Origin of the sequence: Sphingobacterium sp. JUb56 (assembly GCF_014191365.1) — a bacterium.
GTDB lineage: Bacteria > Bacteroidota > Bacteroidia > Sphingobacteriales > Sphingobacteriaceae > Sphingobacterium > Sphingobacterium anhuiense.
This window is the reverse complement of the sequence record NZ_JACHWL010000003.1, coordinates 35,988-61,269: the sequence shown is the minus strand read 5'-3', so window position 1 is coordinate 61,269 and position 25,282 is coordinate 35,988. Positions and strand designations below refer to the sequence as shown.

General features: G+C 37.0%; 25 protein-coding genes. 12 read left to right on the top strand and 13 right to left on the bottom strand.

The features are described from left to right. The first annotated feature begins 2 nt into the window (after nt 1–2). Nucleotides 3–1,010, top strand: coding sequence for a kelch repeat-containing protein (locus FHR29_RS24595; RefSeq protein ID WP_183917908.1), 1,008 nt, complete (start codon nt 3–5; stop codon nt 1,008–1,010). A 142-nt stretch (nt 1,011–1,152) separates the two neighbouring features. On the opposite strand, the gene FHR29_RS24590 is transcribed toward FHR29_RS24595, so the two are convergent. From FHR29_RS24590 to FHR29_RS24570, 5 genes are all read right to left on the bottom strand, one after another. Next, nucleotides 1,153–3,564 carry a TonB-dependent receptor gene (locus tag FHR29_RS24590; RefSeq protein WP_260292924.1) on the bottom strand — a complete coding sequence of 804 codons (2,412 nt, stop codon included), beginning with the start codon at nt 3,562–3,564 and terminating at the stop codon, nt 1,153–1,155. Between the two features lie 126 nt (nt 3,565–3,690). Next, complete coding sequence (locus FHR29_RS24585; protein ID WP_183917906.1) at nt 3,691–4,890, bottom strand: hypothetical protein; 1,200 nt, start codon at nt 4,888–4,890, stop codon at nt 3,691–3,693. 16 nt (nt 4,891–4,906) lie between these two features. Next, nucleotides 4,907–5,509, bottom strand: a complete 603-nt coding sequence (locus FHR29_RS24580) for a hypothetical protein (protein ID WP_183917904.1) — start codon at nt 5,507–5,509, stop codon at nt 4,907–4,909. 66 nt (nt 5,510–5,575) lie between these two features. After that, the gene (locus tag FHR29_RS24575; protein ID WP_260293026.1) at nt 5,576–6,109 is read right to left on the bottom strand and encodes a sigma-70 family RNA polymerase sigma factor; all 534 of its coding nucleotides are present in this window, start codon (nt 6,107–6,109) and stop codon (nt 5,576–5,578) included. A 480-nt stretch (nt 6,110–6,589) separates the two neighbouring features. Beyond that, nucleotides 6,590–7,582, bottom strand: coding sequence for an aspartate-semialdehyde dehydrogenase (locus FHR29_RS24570; protein WP_021190281.1), 993 nt, complete (start codon nt 7,580–7,582; stop codon nt 6,590–6,592). A gap of 475 nt (nt 7,583–8,057) precedes the next feature. On the opposite strand from FHR29_RS24570, the gene FHR29_RS24565 reads away from it, so the two are divergent. The 10 genes from FHR29_RS24565 to FHR29_RS24520 all read left to right on the top strand — a co-directional run bounded on the left by FHR29_RS24565 (nt 8,058) and on the right by FHR29_RS24520 (nt 17,381). Continuing rightward, complete coding sequence (locus tag FHR29_RS24565) at nt 8,058–9,008, top strand: NAD-dependent epimerase/dehydratase family protein (protein ID WP_183917901.1); 951 nt, start codon at nt 8,058–8,060, stop codon at nt 9,006–9,008. Nucleotide 9,009: 1 nt separating this feature from the next. Then, nucleotides 9,010–9,735, top strand: a complete 726-nt coding sequence (locus tag FHR29_RS24560; protein ID WP_132844318.1) for a YebC/PmpR family DNA-binding transcriptional regulator — start codon at nt 9,010–9,012, stop codon at nt 9,733–9,735. A gap of 132 nt (nt 9,736–9,867) precedes the next feature. After that, nucleotides 9,868–11,439, top strand: coding sequence for a hypothetical protein (locus tag FHR29_RS24555; RefSeq protein ID WP_183917898.1), 1,572 nt, complete (start codon nt 9,868–9,870; stop codon nt 11,437–11,439). A gap of 74 nt (nt 11,440–11,513) precedes the next feature. Beyond that, nucleotides 11,514–12,257, top strand: a complete 744-nt coding sequence (locus FHR29_RS24550; RefSeq protein WP_132844321.1) for a DeoR/GlpR family DNA-binding transcription regulator — start codon at nt 11,514–11,516, stop codon at nt 12,255–12,257. Nucleotides 12,258–12,314: 57 nt separating this feature from the next. Next, nucleotides 12,315–13,667, top strand: a complete 1,353-nt coding sequence (locus tag FHR29_RS24545; RefSeq protein ID WP_021191413.1) for a flippase — start codon at nt 12,315–12,317, stop codon at nt 13,665–13,667. A gap of 28 nt (nt 13,668–13,695) precedes the next feature. Continuing rightward, complete coding sequence (locus FHR29_RS24540; RefSeq protein WP_132844322.1) at nt 13,696–14,337, top strand: FkbM family methyltransferase; 642 nt, start codon at nt 13,696–13,698, stop codon at nt 14,335–14,337. 5 nt (nt 14,338–14,342) lie between these two features. Further along, nucleotides 14,343–15,254, top strand: coding sequence for a glycosyltransferase (locus FHR29_RS24535; protein ID WP_221197945.1), 912 nt, complete (start codon nt 14,343–14,345; stop codon nt 15,252–15,254). A 1-nt stretch (nt 15,255) separates the two neighbouring features. Next, nucleotides 15,256–16,011 (top strand): glycosyltransferase family 2 protein, encoded by a 756-nt coding sequence (locus FHR29_RS24530; protein ID WP_132844325.1) that lies wholly within the window; start codon nt 15,256–15,258, stop codon nt 16,009–16,011. Continuing rightward, the gene (locus FHR29_RS24525) at nt 16,011–16,226 is read left to right on the top strand and encodes a DUF3820 family protein (protein ID WP_021191410.1); all 216 of its coding nucleotides are present in this window, start codon (nt 16,011–16,013) and stop codon (nt 16,224–16,226) included. The genes FHR29_RS24530 and FHR29_RS24525 overlap by 1 nt, the downstream gene beginning before the upstream one ends. A 168-nt stretch (nt 16,227–16,394) precedes the next feature. Continuing rightward, nucleotides 16,395–17,381, top strand: a complete 987-nt coding sequence (locus tag FHR29_RS24520; protein ID WP_183917896.1) for a rhodanese-related sulfurtransferase — start codon at nt 16,395–16,397, stop codon at nt 17,379–17,381. 64 nt (nt 17,382–17,445) lie between these two features. On the opposite strand, the gene trmB is transcribed toward FHR29_RS24520, so the two are convergent. The 4 genes from trmB to FHR29_RS24500 all read right to left on the bottom strand — a co-directional run bounded on the left by trmB (nt 17,446) and on the right by FHR29_RS24500 (nt 19,650). Next, nucleotides 17,446–18,102: a tRNA (guanosine(46)-N7)-methyltransferase TrmB gene (trmB, locus tag FHR29_RS24515; RefSeq protein ID WP_132844328.1), complete on the bottom strand. Its 657-nt coding sequence runs from the start codon at nt 18,100–18,102 to the stop codon at nt 17,446–17,448. 288 nt (nt 18,103–18,390) lie between these two features. After that, a complete protein-coding gene (locus FHR29_RS24510) occupies nt 18,391–18,900 on the bottom strand; it encodes a hypothetical protein (RefSeq protein ID WP_132844330.1) in 510 nt (169 codons plus the stop codon). Continuing rightward, nucleotides 18,875–19,294 (bottom strand): hypothetical protein, encoded by a 420-nt coding sequence (locus FHR29_RS24505; RefSeq protein ID WP_132844332.1) that lies wholly within the window; start codon nt 19,292–19,294, stop codon nt 18,875–18,877. Before FHR29_RS24505 ends, FHR29_RS24510 begins: the two co-directional genes overlap by 26 nt. An 86-nt stretch (nt 19,295–19,380) precedes the next feature. Continuing rightward, nucleotides 19,381–19,650 carry a YtxH domain-containing protein gene (locus FHR29_RS24500; protein WP_021191406.1) on the bottom strand — a complete coding sequence of 90 codons (270 nt, stop codon included), beginning with the start codon at nt 19,648–19,650 and terminating at the stop codon, nt 19,381–19,383. 239 nt (nt 19,651–19,889) lie between these two features. Here FHR29_RS24500 and FHR29_RS24495 point away from each other — a divergent pair, with 239 nt between their 5' ends. Continuing rightward, nucleotides 19,890–21,428 carry a YifB family Mg chelatase-like AAA ATPase gene (locus FHR29_RS24495; RefSeq protein WP_183917894.1) on the top strand — a complete coding sequence of 513 codons (1,539 nt, stop codon included), beginning with the start codon at nt 19,890–19,892 and terminating at the stop codon, nt 21,426–21,428. Nucleotides 21,429–21,430: 2 nt separating this feature from the next. Here FHR29_RS24495 and FHR29_RS24490 read toward each other — a convergent pair whose 3' ends face one another. From FHR29_RS24490 to rsfS, 4 genes are read right to left on the bottom strand one after another with little or no spacing between them, the layout of a single operon-like run. Further along, nucleotides 21,431–22,054 carry a rhomboid family intramembrane serine protease gene (locus tag FHR29_RS24490; RefSeq protein WP_132844336.1) on the bottom strand — a complete coding sequence of 208 codons (624 nt, stop codon included), beginning with the start codon at nt 22,052–22,054 and terminating at the stop codon, nt 21,431–21,433. A 4-nt stretch (nt 22,055–22,058) separates the two neighbouring features. Continuing rightward, nucleotides 22,059–22,706, bottom strand: a complete 648-nt coding sequence (locus tag FHR29_RS24485; protein WP_132844337.1) for a lactate utilization protein — start codon at nt 22,704–22,706, stop codon at nt 22,059–22,061. 58 nt (nt 22,707–22,764) lie between these two features. Further along, nucleotides 22,765–24,837 carry an ATP-dependent zinc metalloprotease FtsH gene (ftsH, locus tag FHR29_RS24480; RefSeq protein ID WP_183917892.1) on the bottom strand — a complete coding sequence of 691 codons (2,073 nt, stop codon included), beginning with the start codon at nt 24,835–24,837 and terminating at the stop codon, nt 22,765–22,767. A 44-nt stretch (nt 24,838–24,881) separates the two neighbouring features. Then, nucleotides 24,882–25,256, bottom strand: a complete 375-nt coding sequence (rsfS, locus tag FHR29_RS24475) for a ribosome silencing factor (protein WP_021191401.1) — start codon at nt 25,254–25,256, stop codon at nt 24,882–24,884. Between the last annotated feature and the right edge of the window lie 26 nt (nt 25,257–25,282).

Here is a 25,282-nt window from a genome sequence, read left to right as displayed (position 1 = left end):
TTATGAACAAGAAAAATTGGCTACTAATATTATTAGCGTGCGTCGTTACTTTCTCTACTTACTCTTGTAAATCAAAGGATGATGATACTACAGATGAGGTAACAGAATGGACTAAAGGTTCTGCTTTCGATGGTGGCGCAAGAAGTGGGGCAGTATCTTTCTTAATTAACAATATCGCTTATGTAGCAACTGGTCTTGCTACTGAAGGTCAAGTATCTGTGCCTAAAAAAGATATTTGGGCATATAATGCAACTTCAGGAACGTGGTCTCAAAAGGCCGAATTCCCTGGCTCAGCTCGCTATGCTGCTGTTGCTTTTTCAATTGGAAACAATGGATATGTAGGATCTGGTTATGATGGAACAAATGCACTATCAGATTTCTATAAATATGATGTTTCAGCTAACACTTGGACTAAAATTGCAGACTTACCTGCTGATGCAGCTCGTTATGGTGCAATTGCTTTTTCAATTGGTGGTTTCGGTTATGTAGGTACTGGTTCTAAAGGAAACGATAACAATACAAACGTTAAATCATTCTACAAATATGATCCTACAGCTAATTCATGGACTGCTGTAGAAAGCCCATTAAAATCGAACAGAAGATATGGATTTGCTTTTGTTATCAATAACGTCGCTTACGTAGGTGGTGGTATCGATAATAGCTCATACCCTGAAGATTTCTTTAAATTTGATGGTACCAAATGGACTCCATTAAATGATTTAGATCGTAGTGATAACTCTTACACATACAACTTAACACGTTCAAGCGCATCTACTTTTGTATTGAACAATCTAGCGTATGTAGTAGGTGGTAGAAAAAACACGACAATCAACACGATCTGGGAATATAACCCAACAACTGATGTTTGGAATGCTGATAACCAAGTTTTCCAAGGTCAAGCTAGACAAGATGCTGTTGGATTTGGAATTGAAAATGTAGGTTATATCACTACTGGTCAAAACGGATCAAACAAATACTACGATACTTGGAAATTTGTTCCGGTAAAATAGTCAAAGAAAAAATACTAAATAATAAAGGGGCTGTATAATACAGCCCCTTTATTATTTGAGAATGCTTTACTCAGCACGTTAACAACTATAATAACGAGCATTAACGAACTATTGATTGCATTTTTGATGATTGGATTTAGTGCTAAAACTTCAGACTAAGTTGCGCTGCAAAATTACGAGGCATCTGCGCTACAATAACTCCATCTCCTGCGAAATAATTACTGTTGGTTAGATTATTCATCCGAAAGCCAAATCGATATTTCTCACGCTCCAGGGATACGGAAGCATTCACCAACGTATAAGCAGGGAAAGTAAATCGCCCTGTAATATTATTATCGACGGAAATCTGCTCACCAACGCGGTTAACGCCAAAACCCAATCCTAAGCCATGCAAAGTCTTCGTTTGAAAAACATAACTGATCCACGAATTAAAAACATTCGCAGGCCCAGCCGATGTCGGTCTACCTCCATCAACTTCTTGATTAGCTTTTTGATACTTACTATCATTATAAGTATATCCAGCCATCATATTTAATCCTCTAACTGGATTAGTAATAAGCTCAAACTCCAAACCTTTACTGCGCTGCTCTCCATCTTGTATCGTAACCTTATAACCTTTATCCCCCTCAAATACCTCGATATCACGGCTCATATTATTAACAACAATATCATAATAAGAAGCTGTAAAATTGAAACGATTAGACCAAAAGTTAGATTTCAGTCCGGCTTCCCATTGATTAGCTAACTGTGGTTTCATAACCCCACTGTAAGATTCAAGCTGTTGGCTCACTGGTGCCACATTTTTGAAGCCATTCATATAATTTGCATAAGCAGATAAGCGCTCTTTAAGAATCTGATAAACCATTCCAAATTTAGGAGACAAAGCCGTCTGCTTAAAATTACCCTCGCGCACATTGGTATTTAAATTCAACTGACCACGTGTATCAAAATGATCCACACGTAAACTTAATAGCGTAGTCCAACGGTCTGTCAAATAAACTACATCAGAAAAGTATGCGCCATAAACATTACTTGACGTATAGTTTCTTAACATATTTAATTTAGATTTCTGGATACTTGCTGTCGCTAGCTCCCTAGAAATAAAACCATAATCACTTTCTAAATTCTGTCCATTAATGGTGTCATACTTTACAATAGGTGAATGGTTATTGCGTAAAGATTGATTTAAATAATCAAACCCAATCAGTAACTTATTTTGAATACCCCCAATTTGGAAGGTGCCATTGAAATTCTGTTGTATGCTGGTCGAACTACCTTCGGAATTATTCCATTGTACATTCCGCTCCAATAAGGCATCACTAGTATTGCCACGAATAAATTGATATTGATACAGACCTTCGGTTTTTCTAAAATTTCTGGAAATTAGGGTTTGAGAAGTCCAGCTATCCGATAGCTGGTAATTAATTTCTGACCTGACATTAATGGCAGGAGCTTTCAAAGTCATATCATTATTCGAGTAAGATCTGCTCCAATCAAATCCTAATTCTTTAGGCGTTCTTGCAAATAATTGACGGCTCCTACTTAAAAAAATAATTGGCGTATTCGTTCCCTCATAATTGTAGATCTGTGCACCCAAATTAAAGACAAGACGGTCATTAACCTGATAACTAAAACTGGGTGCTGCAAAGAATGATTTTCTGAACTCAGAATCTCTAAAGCCATTCTGATATTGATAAGCAGAATTTAATCGAAAAAGTGTTTTTCTATTAGTTGTAACCGGACCATAAACATCTGCAGTAAGCCGATTAAGATTGAAGCTGCCAAATGTATAAGAAACCTCTCCTCCAAAGTAATCCCTTGGCCTTTTGGTCACGACATTGATTAGACCTCCAAAAGATGTAACGGCCCCACCGTACAAGGTCCCTGACGGCCCTTTGATAATTTCGATGCGCTCCACATCAGCTGGATCAATTTCACCATTTGTATTAGCAGGAACACCATCAACCATAGATACTTTCGTAGGGAAACCACGCAAACTATAGTAAAAACTGCCGTCACCATTTCCACGCCCTGGACTACCCTGCATTTTGACGATACCCGGAGCATTTTTCAAGGCTTCCGACAAATCCGTCGTAATCTGCTCTTTCATAATCGTTTGATTAACGGTACTGTAAGATTGTGGATTCTCCATATACGACAATGGCATCTTAGCAACGGAAGTACTGTCACGATCTAAAAATTTATTACGGCGATAACCATATATGGTAACCCCGTCAAGATTATTCATCTTTTTGATCACATAGATAACAGGAAGCTCCGAATGGGTTTGGTCAATCAAAATGTTTTCCCTAATTAGCTCAACATCATTAATACTTGCCTGTAGGATATACTGTCCCGTAGGCAGATCATTAAAATAGAATTCTCCCTTTTCATTTGTCCTCGACTGATATGCTGTATTTATTAACCTGAGGAGCGCATCTTTTGCAGGCATGCTTTCAGAAAGCATAATTTTTCCCTTCACCCTATCCTGCTTTTGTGCAAGTCCCAAAAAGGGTAAAAGACTACAAATAATAATTGATAAAAGTAATTTCATATTTGAAACAATAAATAAATAAAAATATATAAAAGATAATAAATTTCAACAAACGAAACACAAAGACCACAGTTTAGCACAGCTGCATGAAAACAGCTGATTATACAGTACATATGTTTTACGATACTATTTCAGACGTGCTATATATATACCACTGCCACTTACAGATGTCACGCGATCAATAAAATCACCAGAGTCATCAAATTCTAGAAAATGGTACTTGTCATCATCTGCCCCAAAATTCGAGTAATATTGCTTTCCATCCACCTCCCCTACAGGATAAAGGGCGCCATAAGTATTTAAATAATCATTAGTTTCCACATTCAGTGTCTCCAAGTTCACCCTTGCAACCTGCGTTGGTCCACTATACCATTCTCCAGGATCTTTAGGTACATTCCAGTCATGCTCAATATATTGAACAAGAGCCTCTTTATTTCTAACATTGATCACCGAAAGAATACAATGTGCATTCAAGATCTTTTCCAGATCTATAAAAAAATCAGGATCATAAGTACCATCTGACCTCATACGTAATATACCACCTATCGGAGGATTGTGCTGAGCCGGAATATAGTCGCGAATACGGGCGATATACTTTGAAGGTCTATAATACAGCTCTCCATTCGCTACATCCTGAGCAAAATTATGATAGCCAATCGACATCCGGCTATCCATATTGTATTTAACTACCTTTGTTTTAGTATTGAATACTGCAACTGACGCACGATCAGGAAATCTGCCAAAATTACCAGGATTGGCTCCTACTGGTAAAAGAACTGTTGTATCATTGGTTATAAATGAATAGTAAGTATTTGTGCCAATTTTAGGATCGGGACCTCCAGGTAAAACATCGGTCACGACTAACTTTGAAACCTTCATCGTACTAGGATCAAACTGCACGACTTTGCCCTCCCCTAGAAAAAAAACATAAGCTTCGGTCTCAGAAATGAAGGCAACAGAACCAAAAGAACTGCGATTAGCTATACCTCCCAGATCTATAGAATCTAGAGCTTCAAGATTCATCTTATTATTTACAGCATACTTTTTTAATCGAGAAGTGGTACCATCCCACACATAGGGATGTTTACCGTAAGAGTAAATAGATACATCACTGCCCAACATAAGCATATCCTGTGCATCCACCTGCTCCGGAATACCAGCGTAAGCCCCAAGATAAAAAACACGTCCTTTTGGTGTATTAACCCGGGTGCCAATCACAATAGTTCCATCATCATCCAGTGGCCTATTGAAAGAATCGCAAGATGTCAGATAAGTAAAGAATAAAAAAAGCAACGTCCACATTCTTTGTTTTTCAATAATTCTCATCGCTCAATCCTATAGGCTAAATTGTCTCTGTAAAAACTTCAACATCACCAGTTACAAACCGCACATAATTATCCTCAGGAGAGAGTGTTTCCTCAGCAATTAAATAATTTCTGCCAGCAATCGTCTCCATATAATAAGTCTCTCCTGGAGCTAACGTATACTTCTCACCATTTGTACATTCAATAGACTTAGGTTCGTGCGATTTATTGATGATTTGAAGATATCCTGAAAATTCAATTCTAAAATGATTGCCCAAAACTTCCATAGGCCCCTTACCGGAAGTAAAGACAACACCTTCAGAAGTAGTATGATCTAATAAAGCCGAATTAAACTTATGATATATTCCAGCACTGAATAAAAATAATAGAACAGCGGCTGCCGCCACTTTAGTATAGAGGCGACTTATCTTTGGAACAGATCTTGAAATAACTCCATTTCCATTCTGAGTGATATTCTGAATATTACTCCAGACCTCCGATCTCATTTCCTGAAGTTCATCGGCCATAAGAGTGCTTTCAGCCTGATCGTCATTTTCAAGCCACAACTCCACCGCGGCATTTTCCGCAACAGTAGCAGTTCCATTATTATAACGCTCTAAAATTTCTGGGTTTATTTCCAAAATAATATATCTTTTAATAAACTAGTTGGCTAACTGGACAAATACCCTTAGTCGGATTTGTTTTTTTTAGACTTTTTTTTCGAGATAATATCTGATGGTCTTTAAAGCCTTTGTTAAATGAGCTTCCACCGTCTTTTCAGCAATAGCAAGTTTTTTCGAAATCTCACGGATGTTTAATCCCTCTTCCCGGCTTAATAAAAATACCGTTCTACATTTAGGAGGAAGTTGATCTGTAATCCCATTGATCTGAAACTTCAGATCATCAAATAAAATAGCGTGCTCTGTTTCCTGAGTTACGCGTACTTGTTGACCTAGAATCTCCTCTAGGTGATGTTTTCTTCGTGATACAGTTTTTAGGTAGTCTAATGCGGCAAGTTTTGCTGATCGATTGAGATAGTGCTCTACAGGAAGATCCAACTTGAGTTCAAATCTTCTTTCCCACAATTTCAAATAGATATTTTGAACCAAACCCTGCGTAACAGATTTATCACCAGTCTGCCGAAAAATAATATGGAATAGTTGATCCGCAGTTCGTCTATAAAGGAGCTCAAATCCTTCAGAGAATCGAAAATCAATACCATTATTATTTTGCTCCTTCATCACTATTTAGAATAAATCTAATTTAATACAAGTATAGGAAAGTCTAAGAAATTATCCTAATATTTTTATTCCTACATTTTAAAAGCTTGATTTGTTGGAGTATCTCCAAACTTTCATTCATGAGATATGGAAAAAGTTTCATCGCGACTTAAAAAATAAAAGGCAAATAAAATAGGTAGAATGAGCGGATTTTTTATTGATAATAAAAACGGAACACAAAAATAAATTACGAAATGTGAACACTAGCAGTAGAAATATTACTGTTAATGTAGACGTTAATCACATTTTCTTTAAAACGTAGCAATCCATTAAAAAAATGTTAAAAATAGGAAAAGTAGTTAGCTCTAATGAGTAAAAGAGAGGGCATCATTTTAAAGTGATTGATGTGCAATTAAGAAGAAATACAATGGAACAAGCCCAAAAACAAAAAAGAGCTATATCAATGTGTTGATATAGCTCTTTACGTATATGAAGATCAGATTAAATTAATCCCTTTTCTCTTAATGTTTCTGCAATTTGAATGGTATTGGTTGCAGCACCTTTACGCAAATTATCCGCAACTACCCACATATTTAATGTATTCGCTTGTGAGTCATCACGACGAATACGGCCGACAAATACTTCATCTCTACCATGTGCATCTTTTGGCATCGGATACTGCAAATTAGCCGGATCATCAACGACAATCACACCGCTTTGAGCAGCTAATGCTTCACGAACATCTGCTAAATCAAAATCACGCTCAAACTCAATATTTAATGATTCAGAGTGTCCACCCATTACTGGAATACGAACGGTAGTCGCAGTCACTTTAATGGAATCATCACCCATAATCTTATTTGTTTCCAAAATCATTTTCATTTCCTCTTTTGTATAACCATTTTCTTGGAATACATCAATTTGAGGAATAACATTTAAATCGATCTCGTAAGCATAAGCTTTCTCGCCATCCTTAATACCCGCACGCTCATTCATCAATTGCTCAACAGCTTTAACACCTGTACCAGTCACAGACTGATAAGTAGAAACGACAACACGCTTAATTTTATATTTGTCATGCAACGGCTTTAAGGCAACTACCATCTGTATGGTTGAACAGTTTGGATTAGCGATAATTTTATCTTCAGCAGTTAATACATCTCCATTAACTTCCGGAACAACCAATTTCTTGGTCGGATCCATACGCCAAGCAGAAGAATTGTCAATAACTGTAATTCCAGCTGCGGCAAATAATGGCGCATACTCTAAAGAAGTACCTCCACCAGCAGAGAACAAAGCAACATCAGGTTTTAAAGCAATAGCTTCAGATGGAGTAACCACCTTATACTTCTTTCCCTTAAAATCAATTTCCTTACCCTTACTACGCTCTGAAGCTACTGGAATTAATTCTGAAACTGGGAAATTGCGCGCTGCTAACACTGTTAACATCTCAGTACCTACAAGGCCTGTTGCGCCGACTACTGCGACTTTCATCTTGCTACTTTTTCTTTAATTTGTTATAAAATGTATTATAAATGTTCTAATGAGAACAATCTTATTTCTCAAACTTACGAAATTAAGGGCTAATATTTAATGATTATTGCAAAAAAATAGATTAATCAATAGTAATATCAATAGCCTAGTCCTATTTTAATAAAATATCTTAAAATAATATCTTGCTGAACTATTCTAAAATTAGAACTTTTAAATATAAAATAGAACAAACTGATAGCACGACAGACGCTGCAAAATAAGCAATCGATTGCTCTCAAATAAAACCATGTTTAATCAAAAATAAAAGCAAATAAAATTTGCTAAAAAATCAGAAAAAAAACGCTAAAACGAAACAGCAAACGGACCGAATATCGTGACAATAAAGACTTTATAAAACTAAAAAAAGAATAACTGTTAATCATTTCAATGGTTTCGAAACATTGATTAGGATAATAAAAATACTATATTTGCATCGATGAAAGAAAGCATTATTATAATCGGTGCAAATGGTCAAATCGGAACAGAATTGGCCACAGCTTTAAGAGAAAAATTTGGTATTGAAAATGTCGTTACTTCCGATATTAGAGAACCTCAAAATTTAAAGGATGGGGAAATCTTTGAAACCCTAAATGTACTTGACAAAAGTGCAGTAGAATCCCTATTCCAAAAATATAAACCAACACAAGTATATTTATTAGCGGCCATGCTATCGGCGACTGGTGAAATCTATCCACAAAAAGCCTGGGACCTTAACATGAACGGTCTGCTCAATGTGCTCGATCTTGCTGTTGAATATAAGGTATCAAAAATATTTTGGCCGAGCTCAATTGCAGTATTTGGACCTCATTCACCTAAAACAAATACAGATCAATACTGTGTGATGGATCCAAATACCATTTATGGAATCAGCAAACTTGCCGGCGAGAGACTTGTAGAATGGTATCAGGAAAACCGTGGATTAGATATCCGCAGTATTCGTTACCCAGGTATTATCTCCTGGAAAGCAGAACCAGGAGGCGGCACAACAGATTATGCTGTTCATATTTTCTATGATGCACTTAAGAAAGGAACGTATGAATGTTTCTTATCTGAAGATACAGCACTACCGATGTTATATATGGACGATGCTATCCGCGGTACTTTAAAGTTGATGGATGCTCCAAAAGAAAGTTTAACGATTCGCTCAAGCTATAATTTAACAGGTGTAAGTTTTACCCCAAAAGAACTAGCTGAAGAAATTAAAAAAATTCTTCCTAATTTTACAATCACTTACTCGGAGAATGATCCTAGACAAGCCATTGCAGATTCTTGGCCAGCTAGTATTGAGGACTCTCCAGCAAGAGCAGATTGGAACTGGAAGCCTGCTTTTGATTTAGCAAAGCTTACTGTCGATATGATAGAGAATCTTAAAACAAACAAAATATAACATGGGAAGAGCTTTCGAATTTAGAAAGGAACGTAAGTTTAAACGCTGGGCCAAAATGGCAATCCAATTTACGCGTTTAGGAAAAGAAATTGCAATTGCGGTGAAGGAAGGTGGTCCTCACCCAGAATCAAATTCTAGATTACGTACAGCGATAAACAATGCGAAAGCTGTAAATATGCCTAAAGATCGTGTAGAAGCTGCTATCAAAAGAGCTTCTGAAAAAGATTCCAAAGGCTATGAAGAATATGTATATGAAGGATATGGGCCTCACGGAGTACCTATCTTAATTGAAACAGCAACCGACAACACCAATAGAACTGTAGCCAATATACGTAGCTATTTCACCAAAGCTGGTGGAACATTGGGTAAAACAGGATCTCTAGACTTTATTTTCAACCGTAAATCTCTTTTTAGATTTCCTGCAACAGAAGATCTGGATGTAGAGGAACTAGAATTAGAACTCATTGATGGTGGTCTTGAAGAATTGTATGTGGAATCTGATGAAGAGGGAAATGATGTAGTTGTTGTCCAAACTTCATTTGAAGATTTTGGAAATATGCAACGTTTACTTGAGGAAAAAGGAATCGCGGTATCTTCAGCAAAATTAGAACGTATTGCTTTATCTCATTCTGAAATTTCGGAAGAAGATGCTGCAGATGTATTAAAACTAATCGACAAGATTGAAGAAGATGATGACGTTCAAGCTGTATACCACAACATGGCTTAATATTTTTCGAACAACATAAAAAAAGAGCGCTTGTCGCTCTTTTTTTATACCCAAAATTATTTCAAAATAGCACTCAAGCTATTAAAGCTTAATAAAATAGTATACATTTGTAATAGACTAAATACTTTCAGGATGACTTTTGAAGAATTTTTCGCTAAAAAAAAGATTGACTTAACTGCTTTAAAAAAAGCGGACAACTCACTTTATGAAGAATTTAAAAAGCACTATGTGGCCATGGGTGCAAAAAGTTTTGACCATACCAAGAAATTTTGGTTCAATAGACTCCGAAAAAGTTATCGATTAGAGGAGCCAATAGTTGACAAGAAAGAAATACAACAACCTGCTCCAATTGTAAAAGAACAACAAGTTGTTGCCGCTGAAACGGCCACTCCATCTACAGGTTTTAAACCACGCTTTAAAACACTGGTAAAACCTGCCATAGCTCCTCCTATTGAAGCAGAAGTGAAAGATGAGGATGTCGAAAAAATCCAGAATGCTGCCATATCACAAGAAGTAACAGCAAAACCGGCCGGATTCAAACCTAGATTTAAAGCCGGAATAACATCGTCCCCTGTATCTGAACCTTCGACCAATACAGAAAGCGTCGACGATAAAAAAGAACAAGCTGATCCTACTGCAGATATCGCGACTAAACCTGCTGGATTTAAACCCAGATTTAAGGCTGGAGTAACAAAACCGGCGACTGCAGCAGAACCGACAGAAGCGGAACAAAATGTAGATGCACAGCTTGATAAAACGGATCAACAGAACACGCCTGCTGAAACAGCAAACAAACCTGCTGGATTTAAACCTAGATTTAAGGCTGGAGTAACAAAACCGACGACTACAGTGGAACCGGCAGATGCGGAACAAAAAGTAGATGCACAGCTTGGTCAAACGGATCAACAGAACACGCCTGCTGAAGCAGCAAACAAACCTGCTGGATTTAAACCCAGATTTAAGGCTGGAGTAACAAAAGCGGCGACTACAGTGGAACCGGCAGATGCGGAACAAAAAGTAGATGCACAGCATGATCAAACGGTCCAACAGAACACGCCTGCTGAAGCAGCAAACAAACCTGCTGGATTTAAACCCAGATTTAAGGCTGGAGTAACAAAACCGGCGACTACAGCAGAACCGGCAGATGCGGAACAAAAAGTAGATGCACAGCTTGATCAAACGGATCAACAGAACACGCCTGCTGAAACGGCAAATAAACCTGCTGGATTTAAACCCAGATTTAAGGCTGGAATAACAAAACCGGCGACTACAGCAGAACCGGCAGATGCGGAACAAAAAGTAGATGCACAGCTTGATCAAACGGATCAACAGAACACGCCTGCTGAAACGGCAAATAAACCTGCTGGATTTAAACCCAGATTTAAGGCTGGAGTAACAAAACCGGCGACTGCAGTAGAACCGACAGATGCGGAACAAAAAGCAGATGTACAGCTTGAAAAAACGGATCAACAGGACACGCCTGCTGAAACAGCAAACAAACCTGCTGGATTTAAACCTAGATTTAAAGCAGGACTAACAAAACAAGCTACTGCAACAGAACCGATAAATACGGAACATAAATCAGAAGAGCAAAAGGATCAAACTGTTAAAGAGGATCCACTTGAACCAGCTAGCAAACCGACTGGTTTTAAACCGCGATTTAAAGCGGGAGTAACGCAGATAAAAAATAAAGATAACGGTTAAAATACTTTTATTTTTTATACCTTCATTTAATTACATTTGTATATAAATTATTTCGACTATATAAACTATCTGTCATGTTAAAAGAGGAAAGACAAGCTTTTATTATACACCAAATAAATCTGCACAATAAAGTATTATCTTCAGATTTAAGCATTCAGCTCAATGTTTCTGAAGACACCATACGTCGTGATTTAAATGAATTAGCGGAAAATGGCAAAGTACTAAAGGTTTACGGTGGAGCCTTATCCAAATCTTTTCAATTTCCTTTTCAAGATGGAAATGTATATGCGAAAGAAGCTAAAAAGGAAATTGCTAAAAAAGCAATTACTTTACTTCAAAATGGCATGACCATTCTTGCTGGTGGTGGAACAACAATGATTGAACTTGCTCGACTAGTACCGGACAGTCTTCAATGTACCATATTTACGATCAGCCCCCTTGTTGCATTAGAATTAGCTGAAAAACCTAACTTAGAGGTTATTTTAATTGGTGGAAAACTTTCTAGAAATACAAATATCGTATCTGGATCTCAAGTAACCAATGAGCTCTCTGATATCAAAGTAGATCTTTGTTTATTAGGAACAAATAGTCTTTCCACTCAAGATGGCGTTACAGATTCTGATTGGGAAGTTGTCCAAATTAAAAAAGCCATGATTAAATGTTCAAGCAAACTAGTTATCTTAAGCATTGCCGAAAAATTAAACTCGGTTCAGAAAATGAAAGTTGTTCCAATTCATGATGTCAATTACCTTGTAACAGACCTTAATCCAACACACCCCAGCTTATCCGAATTCTCCAATACGATTAATGTATTGTAATATTACGGAAGGATTCTCATGCAAACCTCTAAAAAAAATCAGTAGGTTTGCATCATAATGAAAATACCGGCATTACCAGGATTTAATCCAGAGGCATTCGAAAAATATTTCAAAAACACGGGTTGGCTTTTAATGGCCCGTGTAGGATCCCTGTTTATCAAGATGTTGGTCACAACTGTTGCATTACCTTCCTATTTAGGTAGTGCAAATTTCGGTACTTACAGTTATCCCTTAGTTTTGCTTGCTTTCTTTACAGGCATTTCCACAATGGGTACCGATGGCCTCATTACCCGACAAATCATTCAACATCCTGAAAAGGAAAATGAGCTTTTAGGTTCGGCATTACGTATACGTATCATAACGGGTTTACTCGTCTTGCCACTTATTTACATCACTTACTTTTTCATCGCTCAATACGCACCAGAGGCCCCAGCTGCTACCTTCAAACAAATTGTACTAGTCTCCTTTATCTGCATTATACAGGCCGTTCAGATCATCGACAGCTTCTTTCAGGCCAAAGTGAAAGGTAAGATGATTATGATCGTACAGGTAGGAGGAAACATTCTTTCTGCGGCTATAAAACTGATATTAATTCTTTTAAAAGCACCACTAGATGCCTTCATCTGGACTTTAGTGATTGATGTTCTTATTTTACAAATCGGGTATTTAGCACTCTACCGTAAACTGGGGCATCATATTTCCAAATGGAAATATGACGCCACTACCGCTAAAGAATTGATCAAACAGGGCTGGCCATTGGCCTTCTCTTCTTTGTTTATTACCTTTTACATGAAGATCGACCAATTGATGATCGATGCGATATTGGGTAAATCAGCATTAGGAGTTTATACGGTTGTCGTAAATTTTAGCGAAAGTTGGTATTTTATACCTGTTGCTATTTCCACATCATTATTCCCCGCCATAATGAATGCACGAAAAGGGAGTCCTGAGTTATATCAAAAAAGACTTGGAAACTTATATGAGCTTATGGTTTTTGTTAGCGTATCTGTTGCTTTGGTTGTTACATTCCTTGCTCCCTTTATATTTAAATATTATAAGCCAGAGTACGCACCTGGACTGCATACACTTCAAGTACATATTTGGGCAGGGGTTTTTACGTTCTTAGGAACAGCAAGTGCGCAATATCTCATTGCTGAAGGCCTGACAAAGATCACCTTATACCGAACAGCTTTTGGTGCAATTGTTAATGTCGTGCTGAATTATTTCTTCATACCAAAATTTGGAATTATTGGAGCTGCTTACGCAACGCTGATCGCCTATTTTGCTTCGACTTTTTTCCTTCTTTTCATTAAAAGAACTCGCCCAAATGCTATTTTAATGATCAAATCACTTTTTCTTTTAGGGCTTTTATCTACGATAAAAGAAAGATTTTTGAAAATAAATCGCTAAGTTTATTTCCACTAATAAAATCTAAAAAATGGAAAAAACAGGTAGCTATCAATCATTATTCAATAGTAAATTAATTAAGGGGTTATTATCCTTGGCCTTTAAGGGATATTTCGTTCAGACAGGCTGGATCAACTCCTATTTAAACAAAGAATCATTAGATCCGAATGGGAATCCGATCCCTTGGCTCACTTACTCCTTTTTAGATTTTATTGATGGCCGTTTAAATAAGAACTTATTACTTTTTGAATACGGAGCAGGAAATTCAACCTTATTCTATGCCAAACATGTCAAAAAAGTTACTGCTGTAGAACATGATAAAAATTGGTTTGAACGTATTAAAAATCAAATGCCAGCCAATGTTGCCATTAAAAACATTTCACTAGAAAAGGATGACTATATCAACGCAATAAAACAAGAAGAGCAACTTTTTGATATTGTTATTGTAGATGGCAGAAAGCGCGTTTCCTGTTGTAAAAGTGCCATTGAAAAATTAAGTACTGGTGGCGTATTGATATTGGACGATTCTGAAAGGGCACACTACCAACCTGCTATTGACTTTCTTTTACAGCAAGGATTTAAACATATCCCATTTTCAGGTATAGCAATCGGTGCTATACATCGAAAAGCCACATCCCTATTTTACAAAGAAAATAACTGCTTAGGAATATAACCATAATGTCAACAGCTCCCATTATCTTATTTGTTTACAATCGACCAGATCACACTTTACGTACGTTAAAGGCACTGGAAAATAATAATCTGGCTTCCGAGTCTGAATTATTTATTTATGCGGATGCTGCTAAAAATGAGCAATCAAAGGCTGCAGTAGAACAAGTGCGGGAAATTATCAATAGAAATTGGAGATTTAAATCTGTAACCCTTACTTTAAGGGAGTCAAATTGCGGATTAGCAGCAAATGTCATCGACGGTGTCACTAAAATTGTAGAACAATATGGTCAAGTCATTGTTCTAGAAGATGATTTAGTAACCTCCCCATTTGCTTTGGAATACTTTAATGATGCTCTAGAACTTTACCGACATCAAGATCAGGTCATGCAGATATCTGGCTATGGTTATCCCGTAAAAGATATTGAAACTCTACCTGAAACCTTTTTCTTTAGAGTAGCAAATAGTTGGGGCTGGGCAACATGGGATCGCGCTTGGAATCGTTTCAATAGCGATATTAATGCCTTAACAGATGATTTTACTGCTGAGCAAATTCACCAATTTAGTATAGAAGGCAAGGAGAATTTTTGGAAACAGGTGAAAGAATTTAAAACTGGAAAAATCAACTCTTGGGCCATCCGCTGGTATGCATCTGTTTTTAAAAACAACGGGTTAGTGCTTTATCCCCGCAATTCATTGACACAGAATATCGGTAATGATGGATCCGGAACACATACAGCCGCAGAGACGACCTACCAAGTTGTACTAGCAAATAAAAAAATAACACAATTTCCGCAAGAAATTCAAGAGCATGCACAAGCTTATCAATCAATTAAGTATTTTTATGCCCATAGAAAAGGTTCACTTTTACAAAGAGGGATCCGTTTTGCAAAAAAGAAACTCAACGAATTAAAAAAATAATATGTATAATAATCCCACGTTTTCCATCATTACAGTCGTTTACAATAATGTGCGGGATATTGAATATACCTTAAAATCTGTTGTGAGTCAAACCTACAAACATGTAGAGTACATTGTTATTGACGGTTTATCTACAGATGGAACTTTGGATGTGATCGAAAAATATAGACCAGAAATATCCGTTATTTTATCCGAAAAGGATAACGGGATTTACGATGCAATGAACAAAGGTCTAGCGCTGGCCACAGGTGATTATGTCCTATTTTTGAATTCTGGAGATGAGTTGTACAGTAAGGAAACGTTAGCAAGCCTAGCAGAAGTAAGTGAAGGAGCTGATATTATTTATGGTGAAACTTTCTTAATAAACGAACAGCGAGAAATAATTGGTGAACGCCGGCATAAGGTTCCTGCATATTTTAACTGGAAAAGCTTTCGCTATGGTATGAATATCTGTCATCAGGCAATCTATATCAAACGCACTATTGCAGAACCTTATGACTTACAGTACAAATTGTGTGCAGATATAGATTGGGTCATTAAGGCCGCAAAAAAATCATCTATCGCTGTTAATGCCCATCAGCATGTTGCACGTTATTTAGTTGGTGGAATGTCGAAACAAAGACATCGCGAATCTTTGAAAGAACGCTATGACATTTTTCAAAAATACTACGGTACAATTCCCAATCTGTTCAACCACGTTATAATAGCATTGAAAATGATTGTATACCGTATCAAAAATGGTAATCCTGAAGACTAATGATGAACCCTGAAATACTTACTGAACTTGTAACCGTTAAAATGCCTTTTGGAAAATACCAAGGCTATACGCTCTGTAACTTACCCGAACCTTATCTCGTATGGTTCCACCAGAAGGGTTTTCCACCAGGAAAGCTGGGGATTCAGCTGGGTACATTATATGAAATAAAATTAAACGGACTCGAGTATTTACTAGAGCCCCTAAAGAAAAAATGACGAATATCATTGATGTAACGGTTGTAGTTTTTTATGTTCCATACCAATGATCGTCCTTCGAAGGCCGATGTGAAAAAGTTAAAAATTGTATAATTTCCAATTTTTAACTAAATTTGCCCTATAATTCATTTGCATTAAACGCCGTTTGCAGCGGTATCAATGAAAACTATGGCACAATATCAAACTTTACTGTACTATTGCTACAGTCCTATCGCTGACGCTGAAAAATTCGCGGCAGATCATTTAGAATTTTGTAAATCATTAAATTTAGTTGGACGTATTATTGTTGCTGACGAAGGTCTTAATGGAACGGTTTCGGGCTCACCAGAGTCATGCCAAGTATATATGGATGCCATTTATGCCGATGGAAGATTCAATCATACGGAGTTTAAAATAGACGATGTTACGGAACCATCTTTTATAAAGATGCACTGCCGTTACAAAACTGAAATTGTTCACTCGGGGTTACGGGATCCAAAAATTATTGACCCCACTCAGAAAACAGGAATACATCTTGAACCTAAAGACTTCATGGAAATGAAAGACCGAGATGATGTTGTTGTTCTTGATGTACGCTCTAATTATGAACATAATGTTGGTCACTTTAGAAATGCAGTTACTTTAGACATTGAAAATTTCAGAGAATTCCCTGAAAAAGTTAAAGAACTCGAAAAATATAAAGGTAAAAAAATCTTAACCTACTGTACTGGTGGTATCAAATGTGAAAAGGCATCAGCATTATTACTGGCAGAAGGTTTTGAAGATGTTTATCAACTACATGGCGGTATTATCAAATATGGTAAAGAGGCCGGAGGTAAAGACTTCGATGGTAAATGTTACGTCTTTGATAACAGGGTTACTGTTGATGTCAACTCTGTAAACCCCGTAGTAGTTTCAAAATGTAAAAACTGCGGAAAAGAAACACCGAAGATGATTAATTGTGCCAGCCCGATCTGCAATGAGCATTTCACACAATGTGATGCATGTGGTGAAAAACTTGAAGGCTGTTGCTCAACAGCTTGCCAAGAAGATCCGTTGAAGCGTATATATGATGGTACTGGATACTATGTCAAGATCCCTCAACCGGTCAATATCGAAAAAATAAGCAAAAGAAAACATAAAAACTTTCCTCCTAAAGCGCAAGTAGAGGCATAAATAAGAAGGCTCCATCCTAATCGGATGGAGCCTTCTTATTTATGAAATGCATTTCAGAAAAGAATTATATCTGATCGAATGACCATTTAACATAGTTTATATTTTTATCAACAGCCAAATATTTCTTCTCATAATATGTTTTAATAGACAACACCTCATCTACTAAATCAGAATGATACAAATCTGCTGTTTCGACATGTTTAGGCAGTCCTAAGATTTCAATCTGTTCTAAAGTGTAATTATAAAAACCATCGTTGTCAGTTTTCAGGTTCATAAATCCACCATCATTTAAAACAAACTTATAACGGCCTAAGAAAGTTGGATTGGTCAGTCTTTTTTTCTCACGGCTATCCTGCGGTTGTGGGTCTGGGAATGTAATCCAGATTTCAGAAACTTCATTCTCTGCAAAATATTCCAAAATCGTTTCAATCTGAATACGTAGAAATCCAACATTACTAATACCTTCTTCAATAGCAGTTTTTGCTCCTCTCCAAATCCTGTTACCCTTATAGTCAACACCAATAAAATTCTTTTCAGGGAAAAGCTTGGCCAAATTAACAGTATATTCACCTTTTCCACAAGCCAACTCTACAACAATTGGATTATCATTTTTAAAATGCGTTTTAGCCCATTGACCTTTAAGCGCTTTACCTGCATCAAGTTCTACGACATTGTCAAAAGTACCAATTTCTGCAAATTTTCTAAGTTTGTCTTTACCCATTATAATAAAATATCCTGCAAAAATAATCTTATTCTTGCAGTAATCAATAGTATACTAAAATTAAGTGGGGAGTATAACCGATCAAAGTTTAGCCAGGGGTCATGAAATCTTAGATGCCAGTGCAACATTCGAAAGTTCATCTCATAAAATAAGAATTACTATTTTCAACGAAATAACTAAGTATTAGCAGCACTATATGGGGCCAAAGTAAGATAGCTATCGCCAACAGTTCGTTAATAAAGTAAATGGCAACCTTGGCTACACCGACTCTGGGAAACTGGTATCGTACTAATAGGTTTCACTGTAGGAAGGTATACCATATTCATTCACCTGATCTTCAACTACGGGAAGCTTCTCCACATCGACCTGCTTTTTCTTCTTCTTTTTAGGTTTGATAAAATCTGTCACCTTCTCGATAATACTTGAAATTTTATCTTGATTAACCTGACCAAGAGCTTTTTCTGAAGCTAATAGAAGAAGAGCTTTCTTTAAAACACCAGCTTTTTTAAAGAAAAATCTATTCATAACAAAAGGTACACCAATGCGCAGGGCTTTTGTTACCCAATCTGAGTTAGGATTTCCACTACTTTTATTCGAAGCAAAAAGACCTGTTATGATATTTGCACCTGGAATGTTAGATTTAAGCGCATTAAAAATACGTACAGGCGTCTCTATTTTATGATTCAGTAATTTAACTTGAGACTTTAAATATGCTTCCTGTTCGTTTTTTAAAATCTTGAGACGCGCGATTTCAGCCTTAAGCTCTGCGAGGTTATGAATTTTGCTTTTTTTCGTCATCTTCTAAGTTTTCTTGTTTCAAATTATTTTCTTCTTCATCTGCTTCATCATCCCATTTTGCAGAGAATCTGCGGATAGACAAATCCATAAATTTAGTCTCCAATTTTGGTTCTAATACACGAATCAATAACAGTATCACCAAAAATATTACTGCTGTCGCTAAAAATCCTAAAGAATTACTACCTAGTACTTCTCCCAAATAAAAACCAAGGGCAAGACAAAGGAAAAATATAATAAATAAGGTTAAAATAATTTTTGCTCCATCGACAATCAAGCTTGCGATCAAACGGGAAGATCGCTCAACGGTCTTTAGCCGAATTAAATTTAATTGCGAATCTAAATATTCCTTTGTCTTTTGGAATGTTCCACTAAGCGAGAATTTTTCTTCTTCCATTTATTTTTATTTTAACAATCAGAGGCTTTTTAGCCTCTGATAATATGGTCTATAATATTTTTTTAAGCTCTAAAACCAACAGCCACTTACGCGTGTTCTGTTATTTCGTCTTCGAAGATTTCTTCCCCTTTATTGATTTTTGTTTTGAGGGTTGAAACTATTTTTTCTTTGAAGTCATTAAGCTGATCAAACTGCTCTTCTGCGCGTTCACGGATAGCATCTCCCAAATCTGCTAATGATTCATTTAACTTGTCTCTTGTCTCTGTTCCTTTATCAGGTGCGAATAAAATTCCTAAAGCGGTTCCTGCAGCTAACCCTGCCAATAATGCCACTACTACTTTACTAGTATCATTCATATTCTTAAACTTTAAATGTTAATTCTTTGCAATCCGTTCTATTCATTAATAATACAAATAGAGTAGCAAATCGTTTGCCAAAACCAATTATTTTTTGACATATGATAAATATCAATTACTACAATATAATGTATTTTATCTAAAACCACAACTTCATGCTGTTCCTCAAAGGAAAAAAATAATTCTCAAGAAATAGTTAAACCTTTTTATTAACTTTAATGATCAGTTAGACCAATTATATGTTAACAAAGACCTATAGTAGTGCAGTATATGGCATTGAAGCAACTAGTGTAGCTGTTGAAGTAAATATAACAGCTGGAACAAGATATTATATTGTTGGATTGCCCGATAATGCTGTCAAAGAAAGCTTACAGCGTATAGAAAGTGCCATTGTGTCTTGCGGTCTTCGCATGCCCAGACAAAAAATCGTTGTCAATCTTGCCCCAGCAGATATTCGCAAAGAAGGCTCAGCTTATGATCTTGCAATTGCGACAGCAATACTGGCTTCATCTAATCAAATTAATGTCGACAAATTAACGGATTACCTCATATTGGGTGAGCTCTCGCTAGATGGTAAGATTCAAGCTATAAAGGGAGTGCTACCCATCGCTATTCAGGCGCTTAAAGATAATTTCAAAGGAATTATTCTTCCGAATACAAATGCAAGAGAAGCCGCAATTGTTTCTAATTTACAAATCTTCGGCGTTGATAATCTGACGGAAGTTGTGGATTTTTTTAACGATAAGCATGATCTTATGCCAACCGCTATCAATATTGAAGAAGAATTTTTAAAAAAAATCGATCATGCTGAAACTGATTTTGGTGATGTTAGAGGTCAGGAAAACATTAAAAGAGCTTTAGAAATTGCGGCGTCAGGCGGTCACAACGTCATTTTAATAGGCCCGCCAGGAGCTGGCAAAACAATGCTAGCGAAGCGATTAGCGACGATCTTACCCCCATTAACAATAGAAGAATCATTAGAAACTACTAAAATCCACTCTGTGGCTGGACAGCTGTCGGCCAAGGAATCTTTGATGACAACTAGACCCTTTCGGTCTCCCCATCACACCATTTCTGATGTTGCTCTGGTCGGGGGTGGCGCAACTCCTCAACCTGGAGAAATCTCATTATCACATAATGGTGTTTTATTTCTGGACGAACTTCCGGAGTTTAAAAGAACTGTATTGGAAGTGATGCGACAACCATTAGAGTCACGGAATATTACAATCTCAAGAGCAAAATTTTCGGTCGATTATCCAGCAAGCTTTATGTTAATTGCTGCCATGAATCCATGCCCATGTGGATATTACAATCATCCCGAAAAAGAATGCATATGTGGTAGCAATGCCGTGCAACGTTATTTAAGCAAAATATCAGGACCACTACTGGATCGAATCGACCTCCATGTGGAAGTCACACCAGTGGCATTTAAAGAGCTTGTCTCTAATGAAACATCAGAAAAAAGCATAGTGGTGCGACAACGGGTCATTGCTGCTAGAAAAATTCAAAACGAACGTTTTAAACAGTATAGTGAAATTCATAGTAATGCTCAAATGAGCAGTACCCAGGTTCGTGAACGCTGTCAGATAGATCAGCAGGGAACACAGCTCCTTAAGGTCGCTATGGAGAAATTAGGTTTATCGGCAAGAGCATATGACCGAATCTTAAAAGTAGCTAGAACAATCGCTGATATGGAACAAGAAACCAACATCCAAAATCATCATCTTGCTGAAGCAATACAATATAGAAGCTTAGACCGCGAAAACTGGGCAGGATAGTGCTAAAATTGACTTATAAAATGCTTAAAAATCCATGGATAGAGTAACAAGGTTATAATCACTCCCGAGATTGCTCCAAATAAATGTGCATCGTGGTTGACACCGTCTCTTGAATTTTTAGATGCCCAAATACAGTAACCAAGAAAAAGTACAGCAAATATGTATGCAGGCATTGGAATGATCATAAAGATACCGAGCATCATTTTAGGATCAAACATGATATAGCTAAATAAAACAGCACAGATTGCTCCTGATGCACCTAAACTATAATAGCCCGGATTATTTTTGTGCTGGAAAATGGTAGGGATATCACTCAATATTAAACTGGAAATATAAATGATTGCAAACTGAAGGTGTCCCCAATCACTGACCTGTATCAATATTTTTTCTAAGCCAAATCCAAAATAATAAAATGTGATCATATTAAAAAGGAGATGTCCCCAATCTTTATGAACCATGCCGCTGGTTAAAATAGTGTAAATGCGTTTTTTACGATATATACTGTAAGGATGTAACATCATCTCTCCCAATACTTGGGGATTGGAAAAACTATAGATACTTGAAGCCACTGTCAAAGCAAAGATAATACTCGCAACTGGAGTTAAAAAAAGGTATTCCTGTATCATATAATTAAAAACGATCCTCTAATAATAAAACATATAATTCTTTTGGCCCATGAGCCCCCAGGACCAGGCGTTTTTCGATATCTGCCGTACGGGAAGGTCCTGTAACTGTAGAAACCATTGTGGGCATTTCATTGCCATAGCGTCGTTGCATATAGGATAATGCATCTTTAATATCCCATACCATCTGCGAAGCTTTTGCAATCACAATATGGATGGGCGGATAAATTCCCAATCTACGTCCTGATGCATTAGCATTGCTGACCATGATACTACCGTTACGCGCAATCATAACTTCACAAGAAGTTATCCCTGCATCCGCGGCATCAAATTCAGTTTCATCAGTATGTATAGGAAAACCGTAAGGGTTTAAAAGGTCTTGCACACCTTTTTCCCAGGTAAATATTTTTTTTATATTATTTTCCTCCGTCAGGTTAATCAAATTCTCAATCAGTTCAATCTCGCCATCACAATACAAAAACTTACCCCCTACTGCTGTTAATTCGCGTGCAAAGGTCACATCAACAAGCTCATCTTCCTCCTGATATAAAGGTGTTTTCTGAAATTTGGGGTGTGGATTTTCTGTCTTTTCTACCAGAGCTTTTCTTATTTTACTAAGCATTTGCTCTTTGCTGCTGCTATTTTTAACATTCATACGGTGGAACTGATAAAAAATACAGCGCTTCTTTTCAGAAGCGCTGTAGAATTAAAATTTATACGTTTGGATTATCCTCTTCTTTAATACCTACTTTGGGTTCTGCGCTGCTCGCCTCTTCAGGTAACACATCTAACGGAAGATCTGTTTGCGGAACACCGCCACCATCTCCACTATTCACAAACTCATCATACGTTGTTTTTGTATCAAAAGGGCGTTTTCCCAAAATTTCTTCCAGGTCACTTTGAAATAAGATTTCCTTCTCTAATAGTTTTTCGGCGATCGCAATCAAACCTTCTTGTTTATCTAACAATAATTGTTTTGTTCTTGCATAAACGTCAGTAATTAAATTACGTACCTCAGAATCAATTAACTCTGCCGTTTTGTCAGAATAAGGTTTATGAAATTGTTCAGATCCATCTCGGAACGAAACATTCCCAACTTTATCATTCATACCATAGATAGCAACCATCGCGTATGCTAATTTTGTGATTCTTTCCAAATCATTTTGCGCACCCGTCGAGATACGTCCAAATGTGATATCTTCAGCTACACGTCCACCCATTGTCATACACAGACTATCAACTAACTGTTCGGTCGTATATAAGAACTGCTCTCTAGGTAAATACTGCGCATAACCCAGTGCAGCGACGCCGCGAGGCACGATAGATACTTTCACTAATGGATCTGCATGCTCTAAAAACCAACCTGCAATCGCATGACCAGCCTCATGGTAAGCAACAATTTTCTTCTCTTCTGGTGAAATGATTTTATTTTTCTTCTCAAGACCTCCAATAACACGATCTACCGCATCTTGAAAATCTTGCATATCAATTTCTGTCTTATTCTTACGTGCAGCAATTAAGGCAGCCTCATTACAAACATTGGCAATCTCTGCTCCAGCAAATCCCGGAGTTTGTGCCGACAGTTTTTTAGCATCAACTTCTTCCGATAACTTTAGCGGTTTCAAGTGAACTTTAAAAATATGCTCACGACCGATTAAATCGGGTTTATCAATAGAAACCTGTCTATCAAAACGTCCCGGACGTAACAGTGCACTATCTAATACATCAATACGGTTGGTTGCGGCTAAAATAATAACACCTGAATCCGTTCCAAAACCATCCATCTCAACAAGAAGCTGATTTAGAGTATTTTCACGTTCATCATTACCACCCATCATGGAGTTTTTACCGCGTGCACGGCCTATAGCATCAATCTCATCGATAAAGATGATACATGGTGCTTTTTCTTTTGCCTGCTTAAACAAATCACGAACACGAGAAGCACCAACACCCACAAACATCTCAACAAAATCAGAACCTGATAAAGAGAAGAAAGGAACTTGTGCTTCACCTGCCACAGCTTTCGCAAGTAACGTTTTACCGGTTCCCGGAGGGCCTACTAATAATGCCCCTTTAGGAATTTTACCCCCTAGGTTTGTGTATTTGCGTGGGTTTTTCAAGAAATCCACAATTTCCATTACTTCTTGTTTGGCTTCTTCTAAACCTGCAACATCATTAAAAGTAATATTAATAGAAGACTCTTTATCAAACAGCTGTGCTTTAGATTTACCAATATTAAATATCTGACCACCACCGCCAGCGCCACCACCATTCATACGGCGCATCAAGAATAACCATAATAATACCATCACAACAAGAGGTAAAATAAAGGTCACAAAATAATTAGCCCATGGGTTAGAACGATCTTCATAACTTACACTCAATCGCGGTGTACCTGCAGGAAGATTTTCTTGCGCCGCTTTTAAATTTGAAGCCAAAATATCAGCGGAAGCTTCAGTAAAGTAATATTGAGGGCCTACTTCAGGGTTCAATGACAATGCATTAGCTCCTGGAGCAACATTTTTATATTTTTCATCTTTTAAACGATCTTTCTTGATATAAACATCAATATGTACAAGATCATTTTTCTTAGTACCTTCTAATCTTTCTACATCACCTGTTGGTAAAATGGTAGATTCAAATTCACTGTACGTGATTTTTTTAGCCGAATTATCACTAAAAACGTATTGTAGGGCAAAAAAAACCAATATCAAAGCAAAACTAAGCCACATGACATTAAACTTGGGCGGTTTTGGGGTTATTTTACCAGTTGGTATTTTCTTCATTCTTTCTTATTTATATCGTTTTAATTCTATTTTTTCTATCTTAATTAAGCACTTTGAAAGTCTTGAATTTGAGCGTCGCCCCATAGATCCTCGATCGCATAGAGTGCCCTTTTTTCTTTCTTGAAGATATGAACAACTACATCTACAAAGTCAAGGATCAACCATTCGCCAAGACTCTGGCCTTCTTTATATTGTGGGTCTTGACCAAATGTCTTATAGACTTCATCTTCTACACTTTTCGCGATTGCTTGCGCTTGAATATGGGAATCTGCATGACAAATTACAAAATAATCGGAAACAGAACTGTTAATATTTCTCAAATCCAATCGCACTATTTCATTTGCTTTCTTCTCTTGCATTCCATATACCACCACCTCTGACAGTCGTGTTGACAATTCTGAACTTTTATTTTTATCCATTAAAAAAAATTATAGTTTTGACTATT

Bases quoted from the DNA above. Each gene is read 5' to 3' on its own strand.
- FHR29_RS24540 (WP_132844322.1), top strand. From the start codon at position 13,696: ATGGAAAAAACAGGTAGCTATCAATCATTATTCAATAGTAAATTAATT.
- FHR29_RS24520 (WP_183917896.1), top strand. From the start codon at position 16,395: ATGGCACAATATCAAACTTTACTGTACTATTGCTACAGTCCTATCGCT.
- FHR29_RS24565 (WP_183917901.1), top strand. From the start codon at position 8,058: ATGAAAGAAAGCATTATTATAATCGGTGCAAATGGTCAAATCGGAACA.
- FHR29_RS24545 (WP_021191413.1), top strand. From the start codon at position 12,315: ATGAAAATACCGGCATTACCAGGATTTAATCCAGAGGCATTCGAAAAA.
- FHR29_RS24570 (WP_021190281.1), bottom strand. From the start codon at position 7,582: ATGAAAGTCGCAGTAGTCGGCGCAACAGGCCTTGTAGGTACTGAGATG.
- trmB (WP_132844328.1), bottom strand. From the start codon at position 18,102: ATGGGTAAAGACAAACTTAGAAAATTTGCAGAAATTGGTACTTTTGAC.
- FHR29_RS24505 (WP_132844332.1), bottom strand. From the start codon at position 19,294: ATGGAAGAAGAAAAATTCTCGCTTAGTGGAACATTCCAAAAGACAAAG.
- FHR29_RS24575 (WP_260293026.1), bottom strand. From the start codon at position 6,109: ATGAAGGAGCAAAATAATAATGGTATTGATTTTCGATTCTCTGAAGGA.
- ftsH (WP_183917892.1), bottom strand. From the start codon at position 24,837: ATGAAGAAAATACCAACTGGTAAAATAACCCCAAAACCGCCCAAGTTT.
- FHR29_RS24560 (WP_132844318.1), top strand. From the start codon at position 9,010: ATGGGAAGAGCTTTCGAATTTAGAAAGGAACGTAAGTTTAAACGCTGG.
- FHR29_RS24500 (WP_021191406.1), bottom strand. From the start codon at position 19,650: ATGAATGATACTAGTAAAGTAGTAGTGGCATTATTGGCAGGGTTAGCT.
- FHR29_RS24585 (WP_183917906.1), bottom strand. From the start codon at position 4,890: ATGAGAATTATTGAAAAACAAAGAATGTGGACGTTGCTTTTTTTATTC.
- FHR29_RS24485 (WP_132844337.1), bottom strand. From the start codon at position 22,706: ATGAATGTTAAAAATAGCAGCAGCAAAGAGCAAATGCTTAGTAAAATA.
- rsfS (WP_021191401.1), bottom strand. From the start codon at position 25,256: ATGGATAAAAATAAAAGTTCAGAATTGTCAACACGACTGTCAGAGGTG.
- FHR29_RS24530 (WP_132844325.1), top strand. From the start codon at position 15,256: ATGTATAATAATCCCACGTTTTCCATCATTACAGTCGTTTACAATAAT.
- FHR29_RS24535 (WP_221197945.1), top strand. From the start codon at position 14,343: ATGTCAACAGCTCCCATTATCTTATTTGTTTACAATCGACCAGATCAC.
- FHR29_RS24590 (WP_260292924.1), bottom strand. From the start codon at position 3,564: ATGAAATTACTTTTATCAATTATTATTTGTAGTCTTTTACCCTTTTTG.
- FHR29_RS24555 (WP_183917898.1), top strand. From the start codon at position 9,868: ATGACTTTTGAAGAATTTTTCGCTAAAAAAAAGATTGACTTAACTGCT.
- FHR29_RS24595 (WP_183917908.1), top strand. From the start codon at position 3: ATGAACAAGAAAAATTGGCTACTAATATTATTAGCGTGCGTCGTTACT.
- FHR29_RS24490 (WP_132844336.1), bottom strand. From the start codon at position 22,054: ATGATACAGGAATACCTTTTTTTAACTCCAGTTGCGAGTATTATCTTT.
- FHR29_RS24550 (WP_132844321.1), top strand. From the start codon at position 11,514: ATGTTAAAAGAGGAAAGACAAGCTTTTATTATACACCAAATAAATCTG.
- FHR29_RS24525 (WP_021191410.1), top strand. From the start codon at position 16,011: ATGATGAACCCTGAAATACTTACTGAACTTGTAACCGTTAAAATGCCT.
- FHR29_RS24510 (WP_132844330.1), bottom strand. From the start codon at position 18,900: ATGACGAAAAAAAGCAAAATTCATAACCTCGCAGAGCTTAAGGCTGAA.
- FHR29_RS24495 (WP_183917894.1), top strand. From the start codon at position 19,890: ATGTTAACAAAGACCTATAGTAGTGCAGTATATGGCATTGAAGCAACT.